This window comes from Chloroflexus sp., assembly GCF_034431535.1.
In the GTDB taxonomy this organism is placed as follows: Bacteria; Chloroflexota; Chloroflexia; order Chloroflexales; family Chloroflexaceae; genus Chloroflexus.
In genome coordinates this window covers 1-16,410 of sequence record NZ_DAOUDC010000051.1, presented here as the reverse complement: position 1 = coordinate 16,410, position 16,410 = coordinate 1, and the positions used below count along the sequence as shown (strand labels likewise).

The 16,410-nt window shown below is 61.2% G+C and carries 13 protein-coding genes; 2 read left to right on the top strand and 11 right to left on the bottom strand.

Annotated elements, in window-relative coordinates; genetic code table 11:
* Positions 1-62: 62 nt before the first annotated feature.
* The 4 genes from U9R61_RS12600 to U9R61_RS12585 form a co-directional block, all read right to left on the bottom strand.
* The gene (locus tag U9R61_RS12600; protein ID WP_322489169.1) at positions 63-1,331 is read right to left on the bottom strand and encodes a nuclease-related domain-containing protein; all 1,269 of its coding nucleotides are present in this window, start codon (positions 1,329-1,331) and stop codon (positions 63-65) included.
* A 93-nt stretch (positions 1,332-1,424) separates the two neighbouring features.
* The gene (uvrB, locus tag U9R61_RS12595; protein WP_322489168.1) at positions 1,425-3,434 is read right to left on the bottom strand and encodes an excinuclease ABC subunit UvrB; all 2,010 of its coding nucleotides are present in this window, start codon (positions 3,432-3,434) and stop codon (positions 1,425-1,427) included.
* 170 nt (positions 3,435-3,604) lie between these two features.
* Positions 3,605-4,345 (bottom strand): SIMPL domain-containing protein, encoded by a 741-nt coding sequence (locus U9R61_RS12590; protein WP_322489167.1) that lies wholly within the window; start codon positions 4,343-4,345, stop codon positions 3,605-3,607.
* Positions 4,346-4,462: 117 nt separating this feature from the next.
* A complete protein-coding gene (locus tag U9R61_RS12585; protein ID WP_322489166.1) occupies positions 4,463-5,875 on the bottom strand; it encodes an MATE family efflux transporter in 1,413 nt (470 codons plus the stop codon).
* Positions 5,876-6,185: 310 nt separating this feature from the next.
* On the opposite strand from U9R61_RS12585, the gene U9R61_RS12580 reads away from it, so the two are divergent.
* Positions 6,186-8,156, top strand: coding sequence for an amidohydrolase family protein (locus U9R61_RS12580; RefSeq protein WP_322489165.1), 1,971 nt, complete (start codon positions 6,186-6,188; stop codon positions 8,154-8,156).
* Positions 8,153-8,809 carry a dephospho-CoA kinase gene (gene coaE, locus U9R61_RS12575; protein WP_322489164.1) on the top strand — a complete coding sequence of 219 codons (657 nt, stop codon included), beginning with the start codon at positions 8,153-8,155 and terminating at the stop codon, positions 8,807-8,809. Before U9R61_RS12580 ends, coaE begins: the two co-directional genes overlap by 4 nt.
* On the opposite strand, the gene U9R61_RS12570 is transcribed toward coaE, so the two are convergent.
* The 7 genes from U9R61_RS12570 to U9R61_RS12540 form a co-directional block, all read right to left on the bottom strand.
* Positions 8,797-11,310 (bottom strand): PBP1A family penicillin-binding protein, encoded by a 2,514-nt coding sequence (locus U9R61_RS12570; RefSeq protein ID WP_322489163.1) that lies wholly within the window; start codon positions 11,308-11,310, stop codon positions 8,797-8,799. The two genes, coaE and U9R61_RS12570, sit on opposite strands and share 13 nt — an antisense overlap.
* A gap of 467 nt (positions 11,311-11,777) precedes the next feature.
* Positions 11,778-11,903 (bottom strand): hypothetical protein, encoded by a 126-nt coding sequence (locus U9R61_RS12565; protein ID WP_322489162.1) that lies wholly within the window; start codon positions 11,901-11,903, stop codon positions 11,778-11,780.
* 103 nt (positions 11,904-12,006) lie between these two features.
* Positions 12,007-12,801 (bottom strand): alpha/beta hydrolase, encoded by a 795-nt coding sequence (locus tag U9R61_RS12560; protein WP_322489161.1) that lies wholly within the window; start codon positions 12,799-12,801, stop codon positions 12,007-12,009.
* A 250-nt stretch (positions 12,802-13,051) separates the two neighbouring features.
* A complete protein-coding gene (locus tag U9R61_RS12555) occupies positions 13,052-13,408 on the bottom strand; it encodes a hypothetical protein (RefSeq protein ID WP_322489160.1) in 357 nt (118 codons plus the stop codon).
* 18 nt (positions 13,409-13,426) lie between these two features.
* Positions 13,427-14,698, bottom strand: coding sequence for a serine--tRNA ligase (serS, locus tag U9R61_RS12550; protein WP_322489159.1), 1,272 nt, complete (start codon positions 14,696-14,698; stop codon positions 13,427-13,429).
* A gap of 333 nt (positions 14,699-15,031) precedes the next feature.
* Entirely contained in the window at positions 15,032-15,526 is a 495-nt protein-coding gene (locus U9R61_RS12545; protein ID WP_322489158.1) for an 8-oxo-dGTP diphosphatase, read from the bottom strand.
* 198 nt (positions 15,527-15,724) lie between these two features.
* Positions 15,725-16,204 carry an NUDIX domain-containing protein gene (locus U9R61_RS12540; RefSeq protein ID WP_322489157.1) on the bottom strand — a complete coding sequence of 160 codons (480 nt, stop codon included), beginning with the start codon at positions 16,202-16,204 and terminating at the stop codon, positions 15,725-15,727.
* Between the last annotated feature and the right edge of the window lie 206 nt (positions 16,205-16,410).

Below are 16,410 nucleotides of genomic sequence, written 5' to 3'. Positions count from 1 at the left end.
GAGCAGCGCTCTGCCCCACGCGGCGAAGCAATGACAACGGTTGGTATACCGGTATCGACCTGCTACGGCTGCAACGCGACGATAAAACTCGCTTCGCCAAACGGCTGTTCAAGCAAGGTAATGCGCAGGGTACTGGCGTTAGCGGCGAGTTGGCGACGCACGACGGCCACGCCCCGCTGCCGGCTGCCGGGTGGGGCGGTGATAGTACCCGGACGTGAGTCGTCGTTGGCGATGGGATAGTCGTTGCCGAGCCCGTCGCTGATCTTGATGTTATCGTGGCGCAACGGCAAACTGACCGGGCGGGCCGTGTTGTTTTGCACGCTCCACGTCAGCTCGATTCGGTTGCCGCAGGCGTCGATCTGTTCGAGCGCCACGATGATGTCGGGCGAAGCGCCGGTGGTTGCTTCGCCAGCGGCCACATTCTGCCACGTTTGGCTGTGCGCATCCCACCGTTTGCCGACGAGTTGATAACCATTCCACCGGCATTGGCTGATGATCGCGTTGAAGCCGATGATCGAACTGTTGGCGGGAGTGCCGGCTGAGAGGACGGCAAGCGGCGCATCAGCGCGCGGGATGGGCGTCGGCGGGCGGAAGACGAGGAAGAGCAGCAAGATCAGTGCGATTGCGGCGAAGGCTGCCGCCAGCCGGCCGGTCTGTAGAGCGCGCCAGATCCGTTCGCGCCACGGCAGCGGCGGTGGTGGCGGGGGAGCTTCGGCTGGCTTCTCCTCCTGCACCACCTCGTTCAACTCTGTCCACGGCGTACAATGGAGCAGCTTGGGGATGGCGATCATCTCTTCTTCGGTCAGCTCGATCTCTGACGAGCGTTCGGTAATCATGTACGCCGACAACTCGTCAAGCCCGCGCACCTCCACTTTCCAGTCCAAATCGAGCTGCGATCCTTCTTCGATGCGCGGCGCGATCACGATTAGCCGCTTACAGGTGCGAAAGTCGATCGTGTTGGCCTTCTGCTCAGAGAGGAATTCGCGCCGGTGTTCGTTGAGGAAGTTGGTCAGCGCGTGAAAATAGGAAATGACCTGATTGTAGGGGTTTTTGCGACCGGGGTTGAGCCGTTTCTGTTCGCCGTTACGGCCTTCCACAATCCACGGCCCGTTGACGCTGCCGATGACGCGGCCATCACAGTGTTTCAGCTCGATGATGACAATCGCGTCGTGTTTGATGATGACCAGATCGATGCTGCGCCCGCCGACGCTGAAATTGGAGAGAATCAGGAACAAGCCCTCAAGTTTTTCGAGGGTTTGGGCCAGCGCCAGAATGGCGCGGCGCTCTTGGGGATGTTCCGGCTTCTCGCCAATCCAGACTTGAACGGCCATGAGTTACTCGCTCGTTGCGTGGCAATCATCGCTCCCACCGTTTGGGAGTGGTGGAGCGTATGTTATGCTTGCTTTGCCAACAACCGTTTCGCCTCAGCTCTTGTGCTCTACCTCGCGTAACGCTAAGGTCTGGCGCAGTTCGATAATCTGGTCGCGCAGCGCTGCCGCTTTCTCAAAGGCCAGCTCCTTGGCGGCCTGCTTCATCTGCTTCTCAAGGTCTTTGATCAGTTTCAGCACCTCATCACGCGGCAGGCTCACCGGCATCGCCGTGGCGGGGGTAGTCACATACTCACCGCGCTCTTCGGCCATCTTGCGGATACGGTCGGTGAGGTCGCGCACGCCTTTGGCGATACCCTGCGGCGTAATGCCGTGGTGCAAGTTGTGAGCCATCTGAATGTCGCGGCGGCGCTGCGTCTCGCGGATGGCAGCCTCCATCGAGCGGGTGATGGTGTCGGCGTACATAATCACCTTGCCTTCGATGTGGCGCGCCGCCCGCCCGATGATCTGGATGAGCGATGTTTCTGAGCGCAGATAGCCCTCTTTGTCGGCATCGAGGATCGCGACTAGACTGACTTCAGGCAAGTCAAGCCCTTCGCGCAGCAGATTAATCCCCACCACCACATCGTACACGCCGAGACGCAGATCGCGCAGAATCTCCACTCGCTCGATCGTGTCGATGTCGGCGTGGAGGTACATCGTGCGCACCCCCATCTCTTTCAGATAGTCGGCCAAGTCCTCAGCCATGCGCTTGGTCAAGGTTGTGACCAGCACGCGCTGCTTGCGCTCGACCCGGCGCCGGATTTCGCCGAGCAGGTCGTCGATCTGGCCTCTGGTCGGGCGCACCTCGATTTCGGGATCGAGCAGGCCGGTGGGACGGATGATCTGCTCGACGATCTGCTCGCTCTTTTCCCGCTCGTAAGGGCCGGGGGTGGCCGAGACGTAGATAACCTGATAGACGTGCTGCTCAAACTCTTCAAACTTGAGCGGACGGTTATCGAGGGCCGACGGCAAGCGAAAGCCGTAGTCCACCAGCGTCTGCTTGCGCTGGCGGTCGCCGTTGTACATACCGCGCAACTGCGGAATGGTAATGTGGCTCTCGTCAATAAAGATCAGCAAATCGTCGGGAAAATAGTCAAGCAGTGTCCACGGCGTCTGGCCGGCGGTGCGCCCGTCGAGATGGCGCGAATAGTTCTCGATCCCGCTGCAATAGCCAACCTCGTTCAACATTTCGAGGTCGTAGAGCGTGCGTTGCTTCAGCCGCTGCGCCTCAAGCAGCTTGCCAGCGGCTTCCAATTCGCGCACCCGCTCGTTCAGCTCGTCTTGAATCGCGATGATCGCCTGCTGCAACTTCTCTTTAGTGGTAACGAAGTGCTTGGCGGGATAGATCTCGACCGCGGTATGTTTGAGCAACACCTCGCCGGTGAGCGGGTCAAGCTCGACAATCCGCTCAATCTCATCGCCCCAAAACTCAACCCGGATAGCGGTTTCGGCGTTGGCGGGAATAATATCGAGCGTATCGCCACGGACGCGGAACGTACCGCGTTGGAAATCCATATCCTTGCGCTCGAACTGGAGGTCGATCAACTGACGCAACAGCTTATCGCGATTGCGCACCTCGCCAACGCCGAGCAAAATCTTCTCTTGGCCGTAATCGTGCGGCGAACCAAGGCCGTAAATCGCCGAGACCGACGCCACAATCAGCACATCGCGGCGGGTGAAGAGGGCCTGCGTCGCGGCATGGCGCAGCCGGTCGATCTCCTCGTTAATGCTGGCCTCTTTCTCGATATAGAGGTCTTTCGAGGGCACGTAGGCTTCCGGCGTATACTCATCGTAATACGAGATAAACATCTCGATCGCCGCCTCGGGCAAAAACTCGCGGAACTCGGCCCACAACTGCGAGACAAGGGTCTTGTTGTGAGCGAGGACGAGGGTAGGGCGTTGGGTTTGGGCAAAGATATGGGCCATCACGAAGGTCTTGCCAGTGCCGGTGGCGCCGAGCAAGGTCTGATGGCGGTAGCCGGCGCGCAAACCGGCCACCAATTTCTCGATGGCTTGTGGTTGATCGCCAGTTGGCTGATACGGCGCTTCGATCCGGAACGGCATACGGTGCTCGCGAGTTCTGGCACTGAAGAGATAGCAACAGCGCGGGTTGCGCCATCCGCGTCGAGGCGGGAGGGGCAACAACGCCGCGCTGCTGGTTGGGCTAGAGGTATTATACCAGAATGGCGACGGGAGAGGGGCACAGCGCGCTGTGCCCACCCATGTGAGACCGTTTACCGCAACTCGAAGGTGATTTGGACGGTGGCGCTATAGGTTTGCTGGCCGGGTTGCACCGGCGGCGCCGAGCGGGAGGCGGGTGCGCCGTAGGCATCGGCCATCATCGGCACCGGGATGGGGCTAGCGCCAAAGTTCTCGGTGATGAACAGCACCCGGCCCAGCGACGCGCCGCTCGCGCGCGCCATCTGCTCGGCCCGCGCCCGCGCATTGGTGACCGCCGTCTCGCGCGCCTGCGCCATCACTGCTTCCGTGTCGCTCACGCCGAAGCTCACGCCGTACAGCCGGTTCGCGCCCACCTGCACCACCTGATCGATCAGATCACCGGCCTGTGCGATATTGCGAATGGTAACGTTGACCATATTGCTGACGGTGTAGCCGATAATGTTCTGGCCTTGCTCATCGTAGAACGGATAGATGTTAATGCCGGTGGTCTGAATGTCCTTCGCCTCGATGCCCAACTGGCGGATGCGCTCGATGATCGCCTGCGCCTGCGCGCTATTCTGGGCTAGCGCCTCTTGGGTGGTCGGCGCTTTGGTCTCGACGCCGATCGTGATAATGGCGATGTCCGGTTCCACCTTCACTTCGCCGGTGCCGATGACCACAATCTGCGGCATATTGCTCACGCCGGGTTGGGCTGTAGCGGTTTGGGTTGGGCGGAGCAGCCCGACCGCAGCTAAGGCCAATACGGCGATCAAGGCAGTAAAGGCGAGAATGGTAGTGAGAAGGCGGTTTTCCATAGTAGTATCTCCTTAGGCATTTGTTTTACGTCTCAGTAGAGAGACGGCGATGCTGGGAAAATGGTTCCGTGGCAAGTAGTGCCGCACGGTAGTGCGGCTATATGGAGAGGAGTGCGTTTAGCGGGTGAGAATTGTGATCTTCCGGCGCCACACCCGCCAGAACATAGCCGCTTCAAATGGGCCAACGATCAGGAAGGCGAGCCACACGCCCCACAACGCCGGCGCCCACCACGTCACAATTACCAGCGCTAGCGCGACGCAGAACCAGATCGCAGTGCCGCTAATGGCGAGCGGCGAGAGAGTATCACCCAACCCGCGCAGCGCGCCGCCGATGGCAAAGGTCAAGGCCCATGCCGGTTGGGTGAGAGCGACCACGCGCACCGCCGCCGCGCCGTCGGCGACCAACTGCGGATCGCGGTTGAAGATACTGACCAGCCCTTCGGCAAAGATGAGGAACAATACCCCGAGGCCGCCCATCCAGATGATCGTCCAGCGCAACGCGATCATCGCCACCGCATTGGCTTCAGCAGGACGCTGCGCGCCGATAGCTTGGCCGACCAGCGCGGTCGCCGCTAGCCCAAAGCCGATGCCGGGCAAAAATGAGAGCGAGAGGACATTGATGGCGACCCGGTGGGCGGCCAACGGCACCGTGCCCAGCATCGCTACCACCGGCGTCAGCGAAGCGATCGCGCCGATCACCAACACCTCTTCGATCGCCGCCGGCATCCCGATCCGCAACACATCGCGCAAGACGCCGATCCGCGGCCACCACATGCCGCCGCCGGCGCGCACGCCGTTGCGCCCGTACCAGAGCACTCCTACCAGTATGGCTGCACCGATCAAGCGGGCAATCACCGACCCCCACGCACTGCCCACCGCGCCGAGCGCCGGCAGGCCGAGCCAGCCGAAGATCAGTGCCGCGCTGGCTATCACATTGACCACATTGGCAAAGGCGGTGACGAGCATCGGCGTGCGCGAATCACCCACCCCGCGCAAGACGCCGCCGATCAGATACATCATAGTCAGGGTGGTGATGGTGCTCATCGTCACTGCCAGATAATCGATCCCGACTTGGCTCACATCGGGCGCTAGCCCGAACAGGCCGATCAAAGCGGGGGTGAGCGGCAATCCGATGGCGGTGAGCGGTAGGCCGATCAAGATGCTCCAGAGCAACCCTTGGTGGGCCACCGCGCTAGCATCGGCGAGCTTCCCGCCGCCATAGGCTTGGGCAACCAGCACGGCCACCCCGACTGATAACGCGCTAAGGGCGGCGGTGGTGACGAAGATGACCTGCAAAGCGGCGCCGATGCCGGCCAGCGCTACCGCGCCAAGCGACGCGACGAGGATGGTGTCAACCACACCGAGCATGGTTTGCAGCAAGTTTTCGCCGATCACCGGCCATGCCAGCCGCAGCACCCGCTTTTCGAGTTGCGAGCGTGAAGGAGGAGGGTTGAGCGTTTCAGCGGTAAGGGTGTCTGAGTGCATAAGGTAGAAAGCGACGCATGCGTCGCGCTGGTGGGTGTTGGTCACGTGTATTTTAACCGAAGTTGGGGGAGGTGTGGGGATAGCTTATTGACACCTTGGGTTTGCTCCATATTCTATCGTTAGAGAGGTCGATCCTCGCCAACCCATCTGTCATTGCTTCGGGCGCTAGACACACCGCATCGCTGTGTGCCTACGCACCCTCGCAATGACACAAAGACGTGCGTGGCGTACACTATCACACCTCTCTGCGCTCGCCCCGTCTTCCTACCGCTCAGTCAGCATTCCGGCGGATCGCATGTTTGGCCGCTTTCCCGTACAATACCCAGAAGATAGCGAATGGGTTAAGGAGGTTTGCATGGAGCATGTTGACACCCTGCTCACTGGCGGCACCGTCGTGACGATGGATGAGGAGTGGCGGATCTTTGCCGACGGCGCCGTCGCGATTCGCGATGGGGTGATCGTGGCGGTGGGGCCGAGCGCCGAGCTGGCTGCCCAGTATACTGCCGCAGAGACGATCGATTGCCGGGATTGCGCGATTATTCCCGGCCTGATCAACGGTCACGCTCACGTGCCGATGAGTCTTTTGCGCGGGTTGGTGGCCGACCAGCAGCTTGATGTCTGGTTGTTTGGCTATATGTTTCCAGTGGAAAGCCAGTTCGTCGATCCCGATTTCAGCTATACCGGCACGCTGCTCAGTTGTGCCGAGATGATTCGCGGCGGCACGACGACCTTCGTCGATATGTACTATTTCGAGGAAGAAGTTGCCCGCGCCGCCGATGAGGCCGGGATGCGGGCGATTTGCGGGCAGACGGTGATGCGATTGCCGACGCCTGATGCCGATTCGTTCGATGCCGGGATCGAGCGGGCGCGCCGGTTTATGGCCGAGTGGCGCGGCCACCCACGGATTATCGCCACGGTGGCGCCCCACGCGCCGTACACCTGCACCGATGACATCTATCGCCAAGCCTCAGCGCTCTGCGCTGAGTTTGGCGCACCGCTGATCACCCACTTGTCTGAGACGGCGCGGGAAGTAGAGGAGAGCATTCGCGACCGCGACGTGACGCCGATCCGCTATGCCAAGCGGGTCGGCGCGTTCGATGTGCCTTGCATCGCCGCTCACTGCGTTCATGCCACCGAAGACGACATGCGGCTTTTGCGCGAAGCCCGCGCCGGCGCGGTGCCCTGCCCGACCAGCAATCTCAAGCTGGCCAGCGGGGTGGCGCCCTTCCGTCGCATGATCGAGACTGGGGTGCGAGTAGGGTTGGGCACCGATGGCCCGGCCAGCAACGACGATCAAGATATGTTTACCGAGATTCAGTTGGCGGCGCTGCTGCCGAAAGGGTTGAGCGGCGATCCGACGGCGGTGCCGGCCCGCGAAGCCTTTGCGCTGGCGACCTGCTGGGGCGCGCGCGCTGTCCATCTCGATCACCTGATCGGCTCGCTGGTAGTGGGCAAACGGGCCGATATTGCCGTGGTCGAATTGCACCGGTTGCACAGCGCGCCGCGCTACACCTACGCTGCCGACGCGATCTATTCGCACCTTGTCTACAGCAGCCGGGCCGCCGATGTGCGCGATGTGCTGGTTGACGGCAAGCTGCTGCTGCGCGATCGCCACTTGCAGACGCTCGATGAAGCGGCGATCATTGCCCGCGCACAGGCGATTGCCGCCCGCATCAACGAGTTTCTCGTTACCCGCGAGCGCAATCTACTGGCCAAGATTCTGGCATTAGGAGGCGTGCAACAGGCCGAGATCTTCGAGATTCAAGTCAAGGCCCGCCTGCAACCGGCTGATGTCGAGCGGGTGCTGGCGCTCTTGCGCAACCCGGCGATCACGATTACCAAGACCAGTGAGCGTACCCAGTACGATACCTACTTTATCTTCGCCAACGGTGAACGGATCCGCATCCGCGAAGATCACCGCACCGATCCGGGGGCGCGCCCGCAACCCAAGTACACGCTCACACTGATGGCCGAAGCGCGGCGGGTCGATCATCCCAAGGCGATGATGCTCTCGCGGGCGCGCTATACTGCTCCCGCCGACCACACCGTGCGCTTCTACCGCGAATACTTCCAGCCCGACCGGGTCGAAGAGATTGAGAAGCGGCGGCGGCGCTGGCGCATTCTCTATGAAGACCACGACTTCGCGATCAACCTCGACACGCTGGCCGGCCAGCCCGACCCCGGCCCCTTCCTCGAAATCAAGAGCCGGACGTGGAGCCGGCGCGATGCTGAGCGGCGCGCCGAGTTGATCAGCGAATTGCTCGAATTGGCCGGCATTTCCGATGAGGCGCTGGTGTTGCAAGAGTATGTGGAGCTGGCGGCATGAAACATCCCGGCATCTACTTGATCGGGCTGACCGGCGGTATTGCCTGTGGCAAGAGCACGGTGCTGGCGATGTTGGCGGCACTGGGTGCGCGTACGATTGACGCTGACCGGGTAACCCACCGGCTGCAACAACCGGGCACGCTGGTCTATCAGGCGATTGTCAACACCTTCGGCCCGCAGATCGCGTCCACCTCCGGCGGCCCAATCGACCGACGCAAACTCGGTGCGATTGTCTTCAACGATCCAGAGGCACTCAAGCGGTTGGAAGCGATCGTCCATCCGGCAGTGCGGGCTGAAATCCGTCGGTTTCTCGACGAAGTGGCCGGGGCGGGCAAGTATGTCACGCGCCTGCGACCGGTCGAACGCCCGATTGTGGTGATTGACGCGATCAAGCTGATCGAGTCGGGTTGGGCTGATGAGTGTGATCAGGTGTGGGTAGTGACATGCCCGCCTGAACAACAGATTGAGCGGCTGATGACGACACGGGGCATGTCGCTGGCCGAAGCCCAAGCCCGCGTAGCGGTCCAGCCGCCGCAAGAGAGCCGGTTTAGCCGGGCGCACGTGATCATCGACAACAGCGGTTCGCAAGCGCAGACGCGGGCGCAGGTCGAAGCGGCATGGCAACAGGCGCTGATCGCTAGTCACGGCGCATAGCGAATCCGGCGCCGCTCTTCGATCACGCCGCCGTCGGTCATGGTCACACGCAGGCGGATTGTATAATCGCCTGCCGGCCAGCCGCTGGCGTTCCACATCCCCAGTAAGCCATTCTCGACCGGCTGGCTGCTATTGCCGAGCACCTGCCAGTCGGTCGGGTCGGTGCCTTGGCCGATGTCGAGAATGAATGGGCCGCGCGCGGTGCCCTTAACGAAGAGCAGCGTGTTCGTTACCACACTGCTCTCGGTGAGATCGAGCAGGGTGATCGCGCGATCCGGCTCACGCGGCGGCGGGCAGTATTCGGTAGGCACGGTGCGGCCATTGCGTTTCGCCCATTCAGCCACCTCGGTCGGGTAAACTGGGAAGCTTACTGTCCGCACCTCTTCCGGCGGCGTATAGGGCGTGGCCAGACACGAACCATCGCCACCAACGCGATACGTTTGGTATGTAATCGCGCTCACCGGTTCAGTACCGGTCATAAATCGTTCGCTAATGACCTGCGAGCACTCCGGAGCCGGCGGCCCACCCGTTTCAGCGCAAACCGGCAGCTCAACGATCTCTTGGGGCGGGGTAAACGGCTGGGCCGGGTGGTTGGCGTGGTAGCGCAGCATCAACTCGCGCCAGATCAAGCCGGCCCCATTTGCCCCGGCGACCTCGGCCATTGGCCGGCTATCGTTATTGCCAACCCAGACGCCGATGACCACCGCATCGGTATAGCCAATCGCCCACGAATCGCGGTAATCGTTGCTGGTACCAGTTTTGACCGCGGCCGGAATGTTGGGCAACTCCATCACGTTATTCCGTCCGAACACCAGCCAGCGAGCAGCATTGTCGCTGAGGATGTCGGTAATGAGAAAGGCAACCTGCTCGCTCTGCGGGCCGAGCAACGGCTTGCCGGGCTGGGGCTGCCACGATTCAATCATCTCACCGCGACTATTGGTGACGCGCAAGATCGCCACCGGACGCACCTGCCTGCCGCCGGCGCGCAAGCCGGCATACGCACCGGTCAATTCGAGCAGGCGCACCTCGTTGCTGCCCAACGCCATCGCCAAACCATAGCGGTTGGGGTCGGTAAACGTCGTAATGCCAAACTCGCTCATCAGATTGACAAAGTTCTCAACCCCAACAAACTCCAGCGCCCTCACCGCCGGAATGTTGAGTGAATTGGCCAGCGCCAAGCGCAACCGCACTGGCCCGCGAAAGCGGCCATCGTAATTGCGCGGCTGGTAGGTCGTGCCATTCACCTGCCAGATTGATGGCACATCCCACAACATTGTCGCCGGCGTCCATCCACGCTGTAATGCCGCAGCGTAGACAAACGGCTTCAGCGCCGAACCGGGTTGGCGAGGCGCTATTGTCACGTTGACCTGACCATCAGGGGCGTTGTAATCAACACTGCCCACCATCGCCAGAATCCGGCCATCGGGCGACAGCATCACCACGCCGGCGTTGCTGGCATCGCGCGCGCGCAGCTCGGCGATCTTGGCGCGCGCCACCTCCTCGGCTTGGGCCTGCCAGTATGGGTCGAGGGTGGTAATCACCCGCAACCCGCCCCGATTGACCATCTCCTCGCCGAATCGCTGCACCAACAAGTCATAGACATAAAAGGTAAAATGCGGCGCTTGAATGGTCGTCGCCGGCGGCACCAACCGGATCGGCTCAGCGAAGATCGAATCGGCTTCGGCGGCGCTGATAAAACCGGCTGCCACCATCTGATTGAGTACGATGCGTTGGCGGGCGCGGGCCAGCGGCAAATTCTCGAACGGATTGTAGTTAGAGGGCGATTGGGGCAAGCCGGCCAACAACGTCGCCTCGCCGCGGGTCAGTTGCCAGACATGCTTGCCGAAATACCGCTGTGCCGCCGCTTCCACGCCATACGCCTGCGCGCCGTAGTAGACCTCGTTGAGGTAGAGGGACAAAATCTGATCTTTGCTATACTCCTGCCCAACCCGAATCGCTAAAATCGCCTCGCGAATCTTACGCTCGATCGACTGCTGCTGCGCCTCTTCGGGAGTGAGCAAAATGGTCCGCACCAACTGCATGGTAATCGTACTCGCGCCGGAAACGGTCTGACCAGCGGTGACATTCTGCCAAAACGCGCGGGCAACGCTAGGCAAATCAACGCCGGGGTTAGTATAGAAATTCGCATCTTCAACCGCCACCGTCGCATCGCGTAAGATTTGGGGAATGCGGTCAAGCGCCACCGGTACGCGCACACCGGGGCCAATCACCTCGTAGAGCAGGGTGCTGCCGTCGCGGGCATAGATGCGCGTATTCTCGAAGCTGCGGTGCTGGTCGATCAACTCAGGCGGCGGCAGATCGCGGCCATAGTAGAGGTAGAGCGCGATCACCCCAGCAACTGCAAACACGATCAACACGAGTACACTAAATACCAGCCGGTTCAGCCAGCGCCACAGCGCCGATAGGCGACGGCGCGGCGGCGGTGGCGGCGGTGCGGGGCGGCGAAAACGAGGTAATGGCGGGCGTGGACGGCGGGACATAGGCGATGGATGATGGAAGCGCCAAAAGAGTAACGTGTTCGTTGCTATACATACTATAGCGCGTTTTAGGACAGGATGGATATCACAAAATTGTTGTAAAACGGTTGATATTGCGTCCGTTCGCGGAAAAACCGGTCGCATTCCCAGCGGGCGGGATTAAAATGATGGGTTTGTGATCAGGGGGCGTATGTTGTAGAGGCGCACGGCCGTGCATCTCGACAATGATTGGGAATTATTTCCGTTCGCGGAAAAATCGGTCGCGTTCCCAGCGGGCGAATGTTGAGTACTTGGTTGCCTTGCCAAGCCGGCGTGGTTTGGTCGCTCGCCACGAGCAACCGGAATCGCCGTCGCCAGCCGGTCGCGCCGAAGATCTGGCACGCAGCGCATAGTCCTTGCTCGACACTGCATAGAGGCTGGCTTGGATCGCATGCCCAGCCGCCGAAGCCGTGCATAATGGCCTCTTCCCACTAGCGGAGACTGCCGATCAATCCGGTTTCGTGGATACGGTCGGTTACGCCGTCTATTCCGCCAGTCCAAAGCGGCGTAAGCGTAGTAAGGGTGAGATCGGTTGTCTGATGGGCATACGGCGGCATTCCTTCCCTCCCTATGCCGGCAGATGCGATGCACAAGCAACGTTTATCTTGGCTATGGAATGTCATTGTACGTAGATGTGCGGCGTCTGTTCAATCTTCCCCCTCACCCCATCCCCCTTATCGCCGTCATCACTGCCGGCCATGCCGCGCTATGCGGCGTGGTCAGCTCGAAGTGGCCGCATTGCGGCAGGATGGTCAGATGGGCAGGGTCGCCAGCTTGCCGGGCCGCGGCTACGAAGGAGGTGACGTAGGCCGCCGGTACGATCATGTCGTCACTCCCCACGAGGTGAGAGTGGGGAACGCCGAGCGGCAAGCGCATGTGCGGCGAGGCTTCGGCGTAGCGGCGCGGATCGTGATCGACCAGTTCGGCGCAGGCCGTGCCGCAGGCGGTGGCGGTTACGCCTTGGGCGAGATTGGCGACGGCGGCCAGCGCAACTACGCCGTGGATCGGAAGTGGATTGGCAGTGGCGAGGGGGCTGGAAGCCGGCAGCGTGGGTCGTGCCGCCAGCCAGAGGGCAAGATGGCCGCCGGCGGAATGACCAACCGCAATCACCCGCGCGAGGTTCAGGGGGTACGTGCCGGCTAACACTCGCAGATGGTCAACCCCGATGGCGACATCGTGAAACGTTTGCGGCCAGCCGCCGCCATTGCCCAACCGGCGGTACTCAAGACTCCACACGGCGTAGCCAGCGGCGCGCAACGCGGCGCAGCACTCGCCGAGCGGCGCAAGATCGTAGGCGGCTTGCCAGCAGCCGCCGTGGATCAGCACAATAACCGGCGCCGGGTGCGGTGAGTTAGGCAGATAGAGATCGCCGAATTGGTCGGGATGGCTGCCGTAAGCGAGGCGCGCGTCGGGTGGTACGGCAGGTTGGGCAAGGTAGTCGGCAACGGTGAGCATAGGGTCGTCTCTCATCATGATACGGGTAAAACTCGGTCAGGTGTTGTTCCCCGATGGTCATAGCGTGTCGCCGCTTTCCTAATGTCGTTGCGAGCCGAGCGGAGCGAGGCGAAGCCAATCCCCGCGAGCGCGGAAGATGGCTGCTCAGACATTCGTCTCGCTGAAGCGGGAGATTGCTTCGGGGGCTGCGCCCCCTCGCAATGACAGGTAGAGCACGCCTTCTCGCAATGACAGAATGAGAAAGCCGCGTTTAGAGAAACTGCCCTAGAAAACCATCCAGCGAGCCGTTGTAGTAGACATGCACCACCTGATTGAAGGTGATCCGGCTCACCGCATCCCATACCTCGTCGGGGTCGCTGCTATAGGCGACGAGCATGGCCTGTTCAGGTCGCTCTTCGTCTTCGCCGGGAGGGATGACGAGCGCGAGCCATTGGTTGGGGTAGCGCTGTTCGATCAGCGTCACCGGTTCCACCTTGCCGCGCTCGACCATGCCGGTGTAGGGGCAACCACAGCCGCAATCCGGCCCGCAACTGCTGTGGTCGCCGGTGCCGCAACTCGGGTTGGTGCCGCCATGCATGGCACTAGTAAGGTTAATAACGACTGGCATAGGGTCTTACGGTCATCCTTACGTTCCGATCCGCTCCATGCCTCCCATGTATGGGCGTAGCACTTCGGGGATCACAATACTGCCGTCTTCCTGCTGGTAATTTTCCATAATCGCGATAATGGTGCGCGGCAAGCCGAGGCCCGATCCGTTCAGCGTGTGGAGGAACTCTGGCTTTGCTCCCGGTTCGGGTCGGTAGCGTAGGTTGGCGCGGCGGGCTTGAAACGCCTCGACGTTCGAGCACGAGCTGACCTCCAGCCATTCACCCACTCCCGGCGCCCATACCTCGATGTCGTAGGTTTTGGTCGAACCGAAGCCGAGATCGGCGGTGCAGAGCAGTTTGGTGCGGAACGGCAAGCCCAACAGGCGCGCGCACTCTTCGGCGTCGCGGCGCAGCTTTTCCAGCGCCTGATAGCTCTCTTCGGGCTTGACGAACATGTACATCTCGACCTTATCGAACTGGTGGCCGCGCTTGATACCGCGCACATCACGCCCGGCGCTGAGCTGTTCCTTGCGGAAACAGGGGGTGTAGGCGGCGTGATAGATCGGCAACTGGCTCGCTTCGAGAATCTCGTCGGCGTAGAGGCTGGTAATTGGTACTTCTGCCGTCGGCACCAGCCACAAGCCCGACTCTTCATCGCGGTAGAGGTTGTCGCGGAATTTGGGCAATTGGCCGGAAGCCCACAACACCGATTCTTTGACCACAAACGGCGTGTAGACCTCTTGGTAGCCTTGTTGCAGGTGGAGATCGAGCAGCCACTGGATGACGGCCCGTTGTAGGCGCGCACCGGCGCCGCGCATGATATAAAAGCGCGAACCGGCCAGCTTGACGCCGCGCTCGAAGTCGAGCAGGCCTAGCGCTTCACCCAGTTCCCAGTGCGGGCGGGCGGGGAAGGGCAACTGCCGCGCTTCACCCTCTTGATAGATGACCACGTTATCGTTTTCATCAACCCCATCGGGCACATCAGGGTGCGGCAGATTGCGGATCTCAAGCATCGCGGCCCGTTGTTGCTCTTCGACCTCGGCCAGTTGGCGATCGAGCGCCGCGATTTCATCGCCTAGCTGGCGCATCGCCTCGATCTTGGCCTGCCGCTCGGCAGCGTCTTTCATGGCACCGATCTGCTTCGAGACTGCGTTGCGTTCGGCTTTGCGCGTCTCAACCTCGTAGATCAAACGGCGGCGCTGCTCGTCGAAGGCCAGCACCTGATCGATAATTGCACCATCAACGCCGCAGCGGGCCAGTTGGCGCTTCACTTCGTCGGGTTGCTCGCGGATGAGTTTAATGTCAAGCATGGTTTTCTGCCGGTATGCAATGCGCAAGTGCGCGGCGGTTCGTGCTGTAGTGGCAATTATACCACGGTGTGAGTGGTTGTATCCCCTTGGAACGGGATGTTTGCGGTATTGGTTGACCGCCGGGAACGCGGAGGAGGTCGTCAGGTATATCCCGGCGCTCTCTAACTTGGCAAATCTCGCCGCATGCCACGTTTTGTCGTTAGAGGCGTAAAGAGGACGGGAACATTGCCCCTATCTCCCTCCCCTGTCCCCGCATTCCCTTGTCCAAGGGGTAATGGTTGGGAGGACGGGAATATTGCCCCTATCTCCCGCTTCCCCACCTGCCCAATCCCGTTATACCCCAAGCCGGCTATAGCGCCAATCAACCGGTTGGCCGTTGGCGTAAGGCATCACGCCATGGAACGGACGCGGGTCGTTGTCGAAGACGAGCGGCAGAAAGTAGCGGTCGCCGGGCCAGAGCGGCAGCTCCATCACCCGCGCAATCGGCACCCATTCGAGTGTGCCTTCGACGTTGGCCGCCGGCGGTGTGCCGCTAAAGCGGGTGATGACGAAGATAAACGCGAACCAGTCTTCGCCGTTTTTGCCGAAACCCGGCCAGCTCACCGTGCCGCGCAACGTTAACTCGATCGCGGTGATGCCGGCCTCTTCGCGCAGCTCGCGCTGCATCCCGGCGACGATCTCTTCGTCGCGTTCGAGTTTGCCGCCGAGCCCGTTGTATTTGCCCAGATGCTGATCGCCGGGGCGGGCATTGCGATGCACCATCAGCACCGCTTGGCGGTCGGGTGAAAGCACATAGCCGAGGGTGGCGAGAATGGGTGTATAGGGCATAGTTAACCTCGATCACAAGTGATCGCAAAGACGTGAAGTTTTTTAAACACAAAGACGCGAAGGACGCAAAGAACGCAGAGATTTGTTATGGTTTTTTACCTACCGCGCTTGTGCCCCACCCAAAAAACCTTGGCGCCCTCTGCGGAGCCGGCCAGTCGTCCGGCTCTACTGCGCTTTTGCCTGCTCTGCGCCTTTGCGTTACCACGCTCGATAGAGATTGCGCTCACCGCGCCGCACTTCGGCGATCCGGCGCGCGCTGCCGGCGTCAATCCCGGCGGGCAGACGGTCGGGGTGAAAAAATTGGGCATCACAGATTTCGATGTCGCCACGGGGCGGCACCGGCGGGCCATCAGCCACCGCGGTAAAGACGATCACATAATCGCTGAGTCCGTGAGCCACGTAGTGAAATACCCCGTGCAGACCGGTCACCGTTACCGGGCAGCCGCTCTCTTCGAGCGCCTCGCGGCGGGCCGCTTCCGCCGGCGCTTCACCGTGATCGATCGCGCCGCCGGGCAATCCCCACGGTTTTGCCCCGCCACGGTGACGCACCAGCAAAAATTCGTCGCCGCGCTGCACGATCACCCGCACCCCGATTGCGCGCGGGCGGAAGAGAAAACTCTGCGCCAACCGCAAGCGGATAAAGAGATTATACGCTCCGGTGAGAATGATTTCGCGCAAGGGGTGGATCATCGCCGCTGTTAACCTGTTCAGCTGGTGGGTCGTTCCGCCGTTAGCAAACCCATCATAGCACGGGCATACTTTGGCCGCAAATCGGCGTCGCGATGGCTTTCATGGCGTGAGACTAGGGTAGTGTGAGACTAGGGTAGTGTGAGACTAGGGTAGTGTGAGACTAGGGTAGTGTGAGACTAGGTTAGTGTGATACT